Here is a 13,701-nt window from a genome sequence, read left to right as displayed (position 1 = left end):
CTACCCTGGGCCCCGTGAGCGAACGGGTTCCGGAGACCGACTCTGCGACGGCTGGCCCTGCTGCGTTCGACGAGCGGTTGTCCGTCCCGGTGTGGTGGTACCTGCTCGCCGTCGGGCTCGGTGTCCTGATGGGCGCGCAGATCCACATGGGCTATCCCGGCCTGCGGGCGTGGCTGGGCTATCTGGTCATGGTGCCGCTGTGCGTCGGCGTCCTGTGGTGGATGGGCCGCAGCCGCACCACCGTCCGCGACGGCGTGCTGATCTCGAACGGCCGGGAGCTGCCGCTGTCCGCGGCCGGGGTCACCGACACCGTCGCGCGCGCCGACAAGCAGCAGGCGATGGGCCCCGACCTCGACCCGCAGGCCTACGTGCTGCACCGGGCGTGGGTGGGGCCGCTGGTGCGGGTCCAGGCGACCGGCCGCGAGGAGCCCTACTGGGTGCTCAGCACGCGCCGTCCCGACGCGCTGCGGGCGGCGATCGCCGCGCAGGCGCCGCACCCCCAGCAGAGCTGACCCCGCGGACGCACGACGGGCCCCGGCGGAGTCCGCCGGGGCCCGTCGTCGTGGTCCCGCAGTGCGGGCCCGGTCAGGCCGCGCAGTCGCGGCAGAGGAACTGCCCGCCCGAGGTGCTGGCGAGACGGCTCCGGTGGTGCACCAGGAAGCAGCTCGCACAGGTGAACTCGTCCGCCTGCTTCGGCAGGACGTTCACCGTCAGCTCCTCGCCCGACAGGTCCGCGCCCGGGAGCTCGTAGCTCTCCGCGGTGTCGGTCTCCTCGACGTCGACGACCGCGGACTGCGCCTCGTTGCGGCGCTGCTTGAGCTCGTCGAGCGAGTCCTCGGCCATCTCGTCGGCCTCATTGCGACGTGGGGCGTCGTAGTCGGTCGCCATCAGGTCTCACCCTTGCCTTACGTCCGTGCTGCTCGATTCGGCCCTCGAACAGCGGTACTTCGCATCGGTTGGTCGTCGCGTGCCGCTGAGGAACGTCGCGGGAAGCGGGTTTGTGCCCGGCGCCCGGAGTGACGCCGGTCTCACCTTCCCCGGTGGTCCGGGTGGCTCGTCCGCCGTGCGTCCTGTCGCGGCCGGTCCGGCACCGGCGGCGGGGAGGGTAGCCCAGCGTCCGGCGGGCGTCGCAGCGAGTCCCCCGATCACGCCGGGTGTCGCCCGGGCGCGGGCGCCGCCGGGCGCACTAGTGTCGCCCGGTGTGACGACGAGCGCCCGCACGCCCACGCCCGGTGCCGACCCCGCCACCGTCGGCGCGTGGCTGTCCACGGCCCTCGGCGACGAACGGTGGCGCGAGGCGCAGCTCACCTCGATCGGCGCCGGGCGGTCCAACCTGACCTATCGGGTCTCCTCCCCCGCCGGCGCCGTCGTGCTGCGTCGTCCGCCGGTCGGCGAGGTCGCCGCGACCGCCCACGACATGGGCCGCGAGCAGCGCGTGATCTCGGCTCTCGGGCCGAGCGCCGTGCCGGTCCCCGCGGTGCTGGCCGCCGACGACGGCGACGTGCTCGGCGCCCCCTGCTTCGTGATGGAGCTCGTCGACGGCGTCGTGCCGCTGGACGACCTGCCCGAGGGTTGGGCGTCCACCGAGGCGCAGCGCCGCGCCGCGGGCGACGCACTGGTGGACGTGCTGGCCGCGCTGCACGCCGTCGACCCGGCCGCGGCGGGGCTGGGTGACTTCGGTCGCCCGGACGGCTTCATGGAGCGCCAGATCCGCCGCTGGGGCAAGCAGTGGGCCGCCGCCCGCGACGGCGACGACCCGGTCCCCGTCGACGCCGACGAGGAGTCCGAGCTCACCCGGCTGTCCGAGCGGCTGGCCGCCGACGTCCCCGCCGCGCAGCGGCACACCGTCGTGCACGGTGACTACCGGCTCGACAACTGCGTGTTCGACGCCGAGGACCCCGGCCGCATCCGCGCGGTGCTGGACTGGGAGATGTCCACCCTCGGCGACCCGCTGGCCGATCTCGGGCTGCTGCTCGTCTACTGGAAGCAGGACGGCGACGACGCCGTCTGGTCCGCGGCCCAGCCGCTGCCGAGCCCGACCGGCCTGCCCGGCTTCCCGACGCGGCGCGAGCTCGTCGCGGGCTACACCGCGCGGACCGGCCTCGACGCCGGTCCGCTGCCCTGGTACGTCGGGTTCGGCGCGTTCAAGCGGGCCGTCGTGCTCGCCGGGATCCTGGCCCGGGTCCGGGCCGGGTCGGTACCCGAGGAGATGGCCGAGGGCCTCGACGGGTCGGTCGGCCCGCTCGTCGCGCTGGGGCACCACGTCCTGGACGGAGGGTCGTTCTGATGCTTCCCACCCGTACCCGCGGCGACCGTCCCTACGAGCGGCGCCGGACCCGCCCCATCCTGGTCACCACCGCGCTGCTGGCCGTGCTGGCCGTGGCCACGTGGGCGGTCGTGCTGGGCACCGCCTCGGACGGCTCGGCGTCGACGAACTGCCCGGCGCCGTCGTCGGGGACCCTGGCGGGCTCGAAGGTCGACCGCACGGAGCTGGAGTCGGCCGCCCCGACCGCGCCGGACGACGTCCGGTTCCAGGTCCGCAACGCCGGCGGGCAGCGCGGCCAGGCCAACCTGGTGTCGGCCGAGCTGAAGGACCTGCAGTTCGGCGAGGCCGGTACGCCGGGCAACGACACCGTGTTCCCCGACGGCGACCTGGACTGCATCGGACAGCTGCGGTTCGGCCCGGACGGTGCGGCCTCCGCGTCGACGCTGGCGCTCGCGCTGCCGTGCGTCGAGCTGATCCGCGACGACCGGCAGGGCGCGGTGGTCGACGTCGTCGTCGGGTCGGCGTTCACCGACGTCGCACCGGGCCGCGCGGCCCGCGACGTGCTGGACCAGCTGTCCGCGCCGGGGACCGAGGGCGGCCCGCGGGCGGACCCGGGCCTGCTGGCCCAGGCCCGCGCCGCGGTCTGCTGAGCCGCGACCGTCCGGGCGGGGGGTCCGGACCGCTCAGACGGTGTCGGCGCCGCTGCGGCGGGCCAGTGCGGCCAGGTCGGCGGCGACCCCGGGCGCGGCGGCGAGGGTGACGTCGGCACCGAGGGCGTCGCCGGCGACGGGACCGCGGACGCCGGGGCTGCCCGCGACGTGCACGACGGCACCGGCCTCGGTCGCGATCAGCGCACCGGCCGCCCAGTCCCACCAGTTGCAGCCGTGCTCGAGGTAGCCGTCGAGCCAGCCGGCCGCGACCGCGCACAGGTCCAGCGACGCCGCGCCGGCCCGGCGCACGTCGCGGACCTCGGGGAGCATCGCCGCGACCATCCGGGCCTGGCGGGCGCGCCGCTCGGCGCGGTAGGCGAACCCGGTGCCGACCAGGGACTGGCCCAGCTCGGTCGTCGCCGCGGCGCGCAGGGGGCGCCCGTCGAGGGTCGCGCCGAGCCCGCGCCCGACCGACCAGAGCCGTCCGGAGGCGGGCTCGGACACGGCACCGGCGACGCCCTCCCCGTCGAGGACGGCGGCGATCGAGATCCCGTACCAGGGCAGCCCGTAGAGGTAGTTCACGGTGCCGTCGATCGGGTCGACCACCCAGCGCGCGGCGGCGGCGTCGCCCGCACCCTCCTCCCCGTACACCGGCTCGCCGGGGCGCAGCTGCGCGAGCCGGTCCCTGACGAAGCGCTCCACCGACGCGTCGGAGGCGGTGACGACGTCGGTCGGCGAGGACTTCGTCGTGACGCCGTCGTCGTGCGGTGCGGGCAGGCCACGCAGGTGCTCCGCGGCCTCGGCCGCGACCTGCTCGGCGACGGCGCGCAGGGTGGCGGGATCGCTGCTCTCGTGCGGGCTCATCACCCCATCCGACCACGTGCGGAGCCACCCGGACGCGCGGGGCGGCGTGAGGTGCGTCCCCCCGGCCGGTACGCAGTTACAATGGAACGCGTTCCCCGTCTCCGGGACGCGCGGCGACCACCATCGACGCCGGCGACCGAGGCGGTGGCAGGACAGGACATCCCGGCCGTCGTGGCCTCGTCTCCCCCGACGAGCGCGCCGCGACCGGGCCGCGTAACGACTCCAGCGCACGTAGCGAGAGGGCCCAGGTGGCAGCCGCAGACTCCGCAGCACGCAGCGACTCGACCGTCGAACCGACGTCGGGTACCGCATCCCGCAGCCGCCGTACTTCCGGCACCACGAGCACCGCGTCGGCGACGACCGGCACCGCCAAGAAGCCGGCCGCACGCACCCGCAAGCCCGCCGCGGCGGGTGGCACGGTGACCAAGGCCGCGCCGAAGACCGGCCCGCGCAAGGCCGCCCCGAAGAAGGCCTCCACCAAGAAGGCCGACGGCGACGAGCCGGACGCCGACGGCGACGAGGTCGTCCTCGAGGACGGCGAGGTCGACGCCTCGGACATCGAGGCCGATCTGGCCGAGGCCGCGAAGGAGGAGACCGCCGACGAGTCGTCCGACGACGACGATGACGACGACTCCGACGACGAGACCAACACCGGCAAGAACCGGGTGGCACCGACCACCCGGGCGTCGCAGCAGAAGTCGGCGGACTTCGTCTGGGACGAGGAGGAGTCCGAGGCCCTGCGCCAGGCGCGCAAGGACGCCGAGCTCACCGCCTCGGCCGACTCGGTCCGCGCGTACCTGAAGCAGATCGGCAAGGTCGCGCTCCTCAACGCCGAGGAGGAGGTCGAGCTCGCGAAGCGCATCGAGGCCGGCCTCTACGGCGCCGAGCGCATCCGCAAGGTCTTCGAGTCCAACGAGAAGCTGTCCCCGCAGCTGCGGCGCGACCTGCGCTGGATCGTGCGGGACGGCGAGCGCGCCAAGAACCACCTGCTCGAGGCGAACCTCCGGCTCGTGGTCTCGCTGGCCAAGCGCTACACCGGCCGCGGCATGGCGTTCCTGGACCTGATCCAGGAGGGCAACCTCGGCCTCATCCGTGCGGTCGAGAAGTTCGACTACACCAAGGGCTACAAGTTCTCGACCTACGCCACGTGGTGGATCCGGCAGGCCATCACCCGCGCGATGGCCGACCAGGCCCGCACCATCCGCATCCCGGTGCACATGGTGGAGGTCATCAACAAGCTCGGCCGCATACAGCGTGAGCTGCTCCAGGATCTCGGGCGCGAGCCCACTCCCGAGGAGCTCGCCAAGGAAATGGACATCACCCCGGAGAAGGTGCTGGAGATCCAGCAGTACGCCCGGGAACCCATCTCCCTGGACCAGACCATCGGCGACGAGGGCGACTCGCAGCTCGGTGACTTCATCGAGGACTCCGAGGCCGTCGTCGCGGTCGACGCGGTGAGCTTCACCCTGCTGCAGGACCAGCTGCAGTCGGTGCTGGCGACGCTGTCCGAGCGCGAGGCGGGCGTCGTCCGGCTGCGCTTCGGTCTCACCGACGGCCAGCCGCGCACCCTCGACGAGATCGGCCAGGTCTACGGCGTGACCCGCGAGCGGATCCGCCAGATCGAGTCGAAGACGATGTCGAAGCTGCGGCACCCGTCGCGGTCCCAGGTGCTGCGCGACTACCTGGACTGAGCACCACCCGTCGCACGACGAGGGCCCCGCCGGACGATCCGGCGGGGCCCTCGTCGTCCGCGGTCAGAACAGGTCCGGCGTCGCGGGTGCGACGTCGTCGAGGAACGCGGTGACGGCCGGCACGAGGGTCGCCGTCTCCCCCACCAGGCCGATGTGCGAGGTCGCGGGCAGCACCACCAGGCGCGCACGGGGGACCGCCTGCAGCATCCCGGTCGCCGCGGCACGTTCGTCACCGCCGCCGAGCAGGCGGAACATCTCCACCGCGTGCTCGGGCCGCACGCCGTCGGCGTCGCCGACGATCACCATGGACCGGGCCGTGATCGCACGCATCCGGTCGTCGGGGATCTCCTGGTCCTCGGCGTTGAGGACCTTCACCTTCTCCACCCACGCCGCGAACGCGACGGGGTCCGGCGTGTGCTCCAGGAAGGCCGTCTCGACGGGCGAGCCGGCCAGTGTCGTCGCGTCCATCCCCGTGATCGCGGCGTGCACGGCCGGGTACCAGCCGTCGCGGCGGAACGTCGCGGCCATCACGACCAGCTTGCCGACGAGGTCCGGATGCCGGAGCGCGAGCTGCAGCGCCACGCCGCCGCCCTGCGAGTAGCCCATCACGTCCGCCCGGCCGACACCCAGGCCGCGGAGCAGCGCCGCGGCGTCGTCGGCGAACTGCTCGTAGGACAGCGCACGGGGCACGTCCGGTGTCCGGCCCTGGCCCTGCATGTCGGCGACGACCACGGTGCGGTCGCCGGCGAGCCCGGCCGCCCACGCCGCCATCGAGCCGGCGGCCATGAACGCACCCGGCAGCAGGAGCAGCGGCGGCGACGTCCCGAGCTCGCCGTACACCTCGTGGTACAGGTCCAGGCCGTCGACCGGCAGGTGCCCGCTCGAGGTCGGCGACGGGGTGGTGGCCGCTCCGGTCATGGTGTCTCCCGCGGTGGGTCGAGGGTCCGTCCCCCTACCGACCGTGCCGGGGCCGCGGACTCATCGGCCCCGGCAGCGCCGTCAGCCCGTCTTGGACAGCTGCCCGCGCACCGCGCCGGTCCGGTACTGCTCGGTGTGGGTGTCCACGAACCAGGCCGCCGGGTTGGCCTCCAGGTCCTTGACCGTGAACCCGGTGCCGGTGTCGACGCCGCCGACGACCACGCCGGTGGTGAACGGCCCCTGCAGGCAGCCCTTGCTGGTCATCGGGCCGCCGGGCGGGCCCTGCGGGTCCGGGAAGACCATCCGCGGGTTGCCGGACTCGTTCGGCTGCCCCTCCTGCAGGTGCGTGGCGGTCCGCGCGGGGCTGCTGAACGGCGGGGTGACCCCGGTCATCTGGATGTCGTAGCAGACGATGTCCTGCCGGCTGTTCAGGCGCAGGGTGAACTGTCCGCTCGCGCCCTGCTGGCCGGGCACCGGTGCGCCGTCGTCGGCGCGGACCGCGTCCGGGGTCAGGGTCGCGGTGAGCGTGCTGGTGAACGTGGGGGGCTCCGGTACGGGTGCGTCCTCGACCAGCGCCGGTGACGCGGTGAGTCCCAGTGCCGCCACCGCGCAGAGCGCGCCCCGGCCCACCTGGTCGACCACGGTCCCATCGGTTCCCCCTCGTGTTCCACGCGTCGCTGCGGGGCAAGCATGCGGACACCGGGGGCCCGGACGCGCCCCCTCGGGGCGTTGTCGACCGCTTCGTGTGGGGCACCGCCCGATCCGGTTTCGACCGGCCGATCGGGGGCAGGGCCGCCGAAAACCGGGCGATTCCGTCGGGGGTCGCGGTTAACGTCGATCACCGACGGCGCCGGAGATCCCGTAGCGCGGTCTCGTCGGGGGTGTCGAAGGTGCGCGCGCTGTCCTGGCGTCGGCTGGGTGGACCGGTGTCGGTCGTGGCGGTGGGCGCCGCGGTGGTGGCCGCGGTGGCGGAGGCGACGGCGGCGACCGTGGTGGGGGCGGTGGTGAGCGGGCCGACGGCCACCCTGGTCGCCGTGCTGGCCGCGCTGCTGCTGGGCGCCGCCCTGCTGGACACCCTGGGCCGGGTCCTGTTCTCCGGGGTGGTCGGGCGCGCGGAGGGAAGGCTCCGGTCGGACCTCGTGGGGTCCGCGCTGGCGCAGCCGCTGCCCGCGCTGGAGGACCAGGCGGTCGGTGAGCTCCTCGACCGGGTCGACGACGACTGCCGCCAGCTCGCCCAGCTCATCCGGCGGATCGGCTGGGAGACGGGCCGCTCGCTGCTGCGCTCGGTCGTCGCCTGGATCGTCGCCGGACTGGTGTTCTGGCCGGCGTTCGTCGTGTTCCCGCTGGTCGCCGCCGTGATCGTGCTGGTGGCGCGGCCGTTGACGCCGCAGATCGCGCGGGCCAAGGTCGCCGAGGAGACGGCCTGGTCGGACCACGCGGCGCAGCTGGAGGAGGCGGTCGCCGGGCAGGACGACGTGCGCACCTCGCTGGGCCAGCCGCACGTGGTGGCCGGGTTCGCCCGCCGGGCCGCGACGGTCGTCGCACGCACCCACGAGGTGTGCCGGATCGCGACCCGGCTCGGGCTGCGGACGGGCACCGTCGCGCACGCGCTGCTCGGGGCGCTCGCGCTCGGCGGGGTGTGGCTGGTCGCCGGCGACCCGGGCGGGATCGCCGCGCTGGTCACGCTGTGGCTGCTGGTCACCGCGTTCGTCGGGCAGATCGACGCGGTCGTCGACCGGATGCCCGACATCCAGGCCGGTCTGGGCGCGCTCACCCGGGTGTCGTCGCTGCTGGAGACCGAGCGGGAGCCCGAGGGCGGCCGTCCGCTGCCGCCGGGGCCCGCGGCGGTGGAGCTGCGCGGGCTGACCGCCGGGTACGACGACGGGTTCCGCCTGGGCGGGATCGACCTGACCGTCCCGGCCGGGACGACGTGCGCGCTGCTCGGCCGCACCGGCTCGGGGAAGTCGACGGTCACCAAGGTGCTCTCGCGCGCCGTGGAGCCGCCGCGCGGGCAGGTGTTCCTGGCCGGGGTCGACGTGCGCGATCTCGACCTGGACGGGCTGCGCCGCGCGGTCGGGGTCGTCACCCAGCGCACCGAGATCCTGGCGGCGACGCTCGCGGAGAACGTCACCCTGTTCGACCCCGCCGTCCCGCGCGGCGCGGTCGAGGCCGCGACGGCCGCGCTGGGTCTCGACGAGTGGGTCGAGGCCCTGCCCGACGGCCTGGACACCCGCCTCGGCACCGGCGGGATCGCCCTGTCCTCCGGCGAGGAGCAGCTGGTGGCCTTCGCCCGGCTGCTGGTGCGCGACGTCGCCGTCGTCGTGCTGGACGAGGCCACCGCGCGGATGGACCCGCGCACCGAGGAGCGGGTGACCCGCGCGTCGCGGGCGCTGCTCGCGGGCCGCACCGGGATCGTCGTGGCGCACCGGCTGTCGACGATCCGCCGCGCCGACGCCGTCGCGGTGCTGTCCGACGGCCGCCTGGTCCAGCACGGTGCGCGGGAGCAGCTGGCCGCCGAGCCGGGCCGCTACGCCGACCTGCTCGCCGCGGACCGGTCCCTGCCCGGGTCCACGGGCGCCGCCGGCGCCGTCGGGACCGGGCCCGAGACGGCGCGGCGCGACGGTGCGGTCGCCGTCGCCGACCCGGGGTCGCCGCTGCTGCACCGGGCGGTCCGGCGTGCGGTGCCGCCCGTGGACCCGGTGCCCGCTCCCCCGTTGTGGCGGGTCGTGCTGCGGCTGGCGCTGGCCCACCCGCGCTGGGGGCTGGCCGGCGGGTCGATGTTCACCCTCGCCACCCTGGGCTCGGCCACCGGTGTGCTCACCGGCTGGCTGTGGGGGCTCGTCGTCGCGGGGCTGGAGGGCGGCGGCACGCCGTGGGGGCCCGCCGTCGCGCTGACGGTGGTGCTGATGCTGTTCCCGGTGTGGATCGCCGTCGCGTTCCGCACCTACCCGCGCTGGTGGTCCGCGACGACGCTGCGGCTGCGGCTCGGGGTGCTGCGCGGGCAGACCATGCAGCGGCGTGGTCCGCGCTCCCCCGCGGGCGAGGTCGTGGCGCGGGCGCTGGACTCGGACCGGATGATCCTCTACGTGGACCGCTGGGTCGACGTCACCAACTCGGTGGTCGTCGTCGTGGTGGCCGGGCTGGTGGCGGCCGACGTGCGGGCGGCCGCCGTCATCGGCGGGTTTTTGCTGGTCTGCGCGGGCGTCGCGGCGATCGGGGCGCCGTTCGCGGGGCGCTCCGGGCGGATCGCGGCCGACGCCCGGGCCCGGTTCGGCACCGCGCTGGGGTCGGTCCTGGAGTCGGTGCGCACGGTGAAGCTCGCCGCCGCGACCGGCGCGCTGCGGGCCCATCTCGGCGCCGTCGACGGCGACCGGGTCCGGGCCACGGTCCGCGAGTACCGGGTGCGCACGCTGCTCGACGGTGTCCCCGGTGTGCTGCTGCAGGGCGCGGTGGTGCTCACCTGGTCGCTGTACCTGGCCGGGACCTGGCCGCTGGCGACGGCGCTGCTGGTGTCGACCACGCTGAACGGGGCCGGGTTCCTCGGGCAGGTGTGCGCGGCCGCGGTCACCGAGGCCCCGATCGCACGGCGCTGGCTGCGGGCCGTCGCCCCGTTCGCGGGTCCCGCGGACCTGACCCGGCTGCCGCCGGGGGTCGACCTGGCCACCGGGGCCGCGCCGGCCCCGGAGCCGGTGGAGCGCGAGCCGCTGCAGCGACTGAGCCTGGAGAAGGTCGCCGCCGTGCACGACGACGGCACCGTCGGCGTCGAGGGTGTGGACCTCGACATCGACGCGGGCTCGCTGGTGCTGGTCACCGGCCAGGTCGGGTCGGGCAAGTCCAGCCTGCTCGCGGGACTGGCCGGGCTCGTGGGGCACGAGGGCGTCATCCGGTGGAACGGGCGCGCGGTCGAGGATCCGCAGACGTTCCTGCGTCCCGGGCAGGTCGCCTACGTCGGGCAGGTCCCGCGGGTGCTCTCGGGCACGTTCGGCGACAACATCGCCCTCGGGCACGACCGGCCGGTGCAGGACGCGGTCGGCGACGCCCGACTCGACCGGGACGTGGCCGCGGCGGGCGGGCCGGACGCCGTCGTCGGACACCGGGGCATCCGGCTGTCGGGCGGGCAGGTGCAGCGGGTCGCGATGGCCCGGGCGCTGGCGACCGGCGCCGAGCTCATCGTCGCCGACGACGTGTCCTCCGCGCTGGACGTCCGCACCGAGATCGAGCTGTGGGCCGCGCTGCGCCGCCGCGGCAGCACCGTGGTCGGCGCGAGCACGAAGCGGGCGGCGCTGGCCCGGGCGGACCGGGTGGTCGTGCTGGACCGCGGGCGGGTCGCCGACGAGGGCACCTGGGACGAGCTGTCGGTGCGGTGGTCGCACCTGGCGGGCTGAGCCCGGTACCGCGGGCCCGGCCGGCTCAGCCGGGCGGGAGCGGGTGCCGGACGAGGAACGTCAGTACCTCGTCGGTTGCGCGCCGCTCCAGGAAGTAGGCGTGCCGGGCCCCGGGCAGCACGACGAGTTCGGCGCCGGGGATGCGCCGGGCGAGGCGGAGTCCGTTGTCGGGCGGGGTGAGCTCGTCGTCGCCGCCGTGCAGCACCAGGGTCGGGGCGGTGATCGTGGCGACCGCGTCCCACGCGTCGTGCCGTGCGCTCGCGCGGCGGTGGCCCGCCCGCGCAGCCGGACTCATCGTGTCGTCGCCGAGGACGGGCAGCGGGTCCGGGATCTCTGGGCCGGCCATGAGGCGGCGCAGCTCGCCGGCGTGGGTCGCCGGCTCGGCCAGGCGGCGCGGTACGTCCGGGTCGGGGGCGACGGTGCCGGGTCCGCCCGCGGTGGTGCAGCCGAGCACCAGCGCGCCGACCCGGTCGGGGTGGTCGGCGGCCACCCACTGCGCGACCCGGCCGCCCATCGACGTGCCGTAGACGTGGGCGCGACCGATCCCGGCCGCGTCGAGGACGGCGACGACGTCGCGGGCGAAGCGGCGGGTGCTCCAGTCGTGGTCGGCCGCGTCGTCGCTGGTCCCGGTGCCGGCGGTGTCGACGGCGACGGTGCGGTACCCGGCGAGGCCCTCGCGTACGGAGCTCCACCAGTGCCGCGCGTTGGCCTGCCCGGCCAGCAGGACCAGCGGCTCGCCACTCCCCCGGACGTCGAACCCGATTCCGGTCCCGTCCGGTGCGACGGCCCGTGCACTCACCGGACCACCCGCGGCTCGGGCCAGCCGATGCTCGGGGTGTGGCCACGCATGTTCCGCAGCCACCAGGCGTAGTCGTCGGGGACGAGTGAGAACGGGTCGTCATGGCCGAGCTCGCGGGCGGCCCACACCGGCCAATGCGGGTTGGCCAGCGCCGGCCGCCCCAGCAACACGACGTCCAGGGCGCCGGACCGGACGGCCTCGTCGGCGGTCTGCGGTACACCGAGGTTCCAGCTCGCCGCGACCGGGATGCCGATCTCCGCACGGATCCGCCGGGCCCGATCGACCCACGCGCCCTGCTCGCCGCGCATCGCGTCGCGCGAGTCGGGGGTGTTCCCGCCGAAGGACAGGTCGGCCAGGTCCAGGCCGTGCTCGCGCATCCAGCCGATCGCGGTGACGGCGTCGTCGAAGGTGGTGCCGTCGGGGTGCAGGTCGTCGGCGCCGAGCCGCATGGTCAGCGGGTACTCCTCCGGCCACGCCCCGCGGACGGCGTCGAGCGCCTCCAGCAGGAACCGCGCGCGGTTCTCCAGGCTGCCGCCGTAGGCGTCGGTGCGGCGGTTGGAGATCGGCGAGAAGAAGCTCGACCCGAGGTAGCCGTGGGCGAAGTGCAGCCCCATCCACCGGTAGCCCGCCTCGGCGGCACGGCGGGCGGCGTCGGCCCACGCGCGGTGCAGACCGTGGATCTCGGCGACGGTCAGCTCGTGGACGGCGTGGTCGTGCTTCGGCCCGCCGAACGGCACCGGCGACGGTCCGGAGGTCAGCCAGCCGTCGGGATGCTCGGGCGGGAGCTGGGCCTTGCCCTCCCAGGGGAGCTGCTCGCTGCCCTTGCGGCCGGTGTGGGCCAGTTGGATCCCTGCGCCCCCGCCCATCGCCTCGACCATGGCGACGGTGCGGGCGTGCCCGGGGACCTGGTCGTCGCGCCAGAGCCCGGCGCAGTGCACCGAGGTGCGCTCGGCGCTGACGGCGATCTGCTCGCCGAAGACGAGTCCGAACCCGCCCGCCGCCCGGGCCCCGAGGTGCATGAGGTGGAAGTCGCCCATGTGCCCGTCGTGTGAGCGGTACATGGTCATCGGCGACATCGCGATGCGGTTGCGCAGGGTCACGCCCTGGAGCGTGTACGGGCTGAACAGGTGCGCCATTCCACGGACTACCCCGGGCGGCGGTGGATCACCGCGGCTCAGCCGCAGTGGTTCTCGTGCCCGGTGTGCGCGGCGTGCTCGACCTGCAGGGTGGAGTGGTCGAGCCCGAACCGCTCGCGCAGTTCGTGCCCGGCGCGGTCGAGCACCGAGGAGTCCCCGCAGTGCGCGGAGACCTCCTCGTCGACGACGACGTGCGCCGACATCGCGGGGGTGCGGTCGTTGATCGCCCACACGTGCAGGTCGTGCACGTCGGCGACTCCCTCGACGGCCAGCAGCGCCGCCTTGACCTCCTGGGCGTCGATGCCCTTGGGCGCCCCCTCCAGCAGGACGTGCGCAGCCTCGCGCAGCAGCGACACCGCGCGCGGGAGGATCAGCGCGACGATGAACAGCGAGGCGATCGTGTCCGCGTAGGGCCAGCCGGTCGTCATCAGGACGACGGCGGCGGCGAGCACGCCCACCGAGCCGAGGGCGTCGCCGAGGACGTGCAGCATGGCACCGCGCATGTTCATGTTCCCGCGGTCGCCGCCGGCCAGGACGGCCAGCGACACCAGGTTGCCGACCAGGCCGAGCACGCCGATGACCAGCAGCGGCAGGCCCGGGATCTCCGCGGGCACGAACAGCCGCTGCACCGCCTCGACGCCCACCCACACCACGACCGCGACGAGGGTCAGCGCGTTCAGTGCGGCGACGAGCACCTCGGCCCGGCCCATCCCGTAGGTCCGCGACGTCGTCGCCGGGCGGGCGGCGAGCACGCTGGCGATCAGCGCCGCGACCAGCGCCCCGGCGTCGGTCAGCAGGTGGCCGAGGTCGGCCAGCAGCGCGAGCGAGCCGGTGTACACCGCGCCCGCCGCGCCGAGGACCGCCGTGACCAGGGTGACGGCCAGTGCCGTCGCGAGCCGGCGGCGGTCGGTGCCCGCCCCGGCGTGCCCGTGGCCCGACCCGCCGCCGTGTCCGTGTCCGTGCCCCATGCGGCCACCATACATGCACACATT

Annotated in this window: 11 protein-coding genes and 1 pseudogene; 5 read left to right on the top strand and 7 right to left on the bottom strand. The window is 75.2% G+C overall.

From position 1 onward, the window contains the following. Nucleotides 1-14: 14 nt before the first annotated feature. Nucleotides 15-512 (top strand): DUF3093 domain-containing protein, encoded by a 498-nt coding sequence (locus ZF1_RS12105; RefSeq protein ID WP_208819638.1) that lies wholly within the window; start codon nucleotides 15-17, stop codon nucleotides 510-512. A gap of 73 nt (nucleotides 513-585) precedes the next feature. Here the strand turns inward: ZF1_RS12105 and ZF1_RS12100 are convergent, their stop codons facing one another. After that, complete coding sequence (locus tag ZF1_RS12100; protein WP_010223990.1) at nucleotides 586-888, bottom strand: DUF4193 domain-containing protein; 303 nt, start codon at nucleotides 886-888, stop codon at nucleotides 586-588. A gap of 313 nt (nucleotides 889-1,201) precedes the next feature. Between ZF1_RS12100 and ZF1_RS12095 the strand changes: the two genes are divergently transcribed. Then, nucleotides 1,202-2,287, top strand: coding sequence for a phosphotransferase family protein (locus ZF1_RS12095; protein WP_482637297.1), 1,086 nt, complete (start codon nucleotides 1,202-1,204; stop codon nucleotides 2,285-2,287). Then, entirely contained in the window at nucleotides 2,287-2,916 is a 630-nt protein-coding gene (cei, locus tag ZF1_RS12090) for an envelope integrity protein Cei (protein WP_224402768.1), read from the top strand. Before ZF1_RS12095 ends, cei begins: the two co-directional genes overlap by 1 nt. A 33-nt stretch (nucleotides 2,917-2,949) precedes the next feature. On the opposite strand, the gene ZF1_RS12085 is transcribed toward cei, so the two are convergent. Beyond that, nucleotides 2,950-3,780, bottom strand: coding sequence for an inositol monophosphatase family protein (locus tag ZF1_RS12085; protein ID WP_482637296.1), 831 nt, complete (start codon nucleotides 3,778-3,780; stop codon nucleotides 2,950-2,952). 230 nt (nucleotides 3,781-4,010) lie between these two features. Here ZF1_RS12085 and ZF1_RS12080 point away from each other — a divergent pair. Beyond that, nucleotides 4,011-5,471: pseudogene (locus ZF1_RS12080) on the top strand (RNA polymerase sigma factor); the annotation flags it as partial. A 63-nt stretch (nucleotides 5,472-5,534) separates the two neighbouring features. Here the strand turns inward: ZF1_RS12080 and ZF1_RS12075 are convergent. Then, complete coding sequence (locus ZF1_RS12075) at nucleotides 5,535-6,389, bottom strand: alpha/beta fold hydrolase (protein WP_405417615.1); 855 nt, start codon at nucleotides 6,387-6,389, stop codon at nucleotides 5,535-5,537. 81 nt (nucleotides 6,390-6,470) lie between these two features. Beyond that, nucleotides 6,471-7,031 carry a CHRD domain-containing protein gene (locus ZF1_RS12070; RefSeq protein WP_482637295.1) on the bottom strand — a complete coding sequence of 187 codons (561 nt, stop codon included), beginning with the start codon at nucleotides 7,029-7,031 and terminating at the stop codon, nucleotides 6,471-6,473. A gap of 239 nt (nucleotides 7,032-7,270) precedes the next feature. On the opposite strand from ZF1_RS12070, the gene ZF1_RS12065 reads away from it, so the two are divergent. After that, nucleotides 7,271-10,774, top strand: coding sequence for an ATP-binding cassette domain-containing protein (locus ZF1_RS12065; RefSeq protein WP_482637294.1), 3,504 nt, complete (start codon nucleotides 7,271-7,273; stop codon nucleotides 10,772-10,774). Between the two features lie 25 nt (nucleotides 10,775-10,799). Here ZF1_RS12065 and ZF1_RS12060 read toward each other — a convergent pair whose 3' ends face one another. From ZF1_RS12060 to ZF1_RS12050, 3 genes are read right to left on the bottom strand one after another with little or no spacing between them, the layout of a single operon-like run. Next, a complete protein-coding gene (locus tag ZF1_RS12060) occupies nucleotides 10,800-11,573 on the bottom strand; it encodes an alpha/beta fold hydrolase (protein ID WP_405417623.1) in 774 nt (257 codons plus the stop codon). Continuing rightward, nucleotides 11,570-12,709 carry an oxidoreductase gene (locus ZF1_RS12055; RefSeq protein ID WP_482637293.1) on the bottom strand — a complete coding sequence of 380 codons (1,140 nt, stop codon included), beginning with the start codon at nucleotides 12,707-12,709 and terminating at the stop codon, nucleotides 11,570-11,572. The genes ZF1_RS12060 and ZF1_RS12055 overlap by 4 nt, the downstream gene beginning before the upstream one ends. A 38-nt stretch (nucleotides 12,710-12,747) precedes the next feature. Next, nucleotides 12,748-13,677: a cation diffusion facilitator family transporter gene (locus ZF1_RS12050; protein WP_482637292.1), complete on the bottom strand. Its 930-nt coding sequence runs from the start codon at nucleotides 13,675-13,677 to the stop codon at nucleotides 12,748-12,750. Nucleotides 13,678-13,701: the final 24 nt, after the last annotated feature.

The organism is Pseudonocardia sp. ZF1 (assembly GCF_056835605.1).
This window is presented reverse-complemented; position numbering and strand designations above follow the sequence as displayed.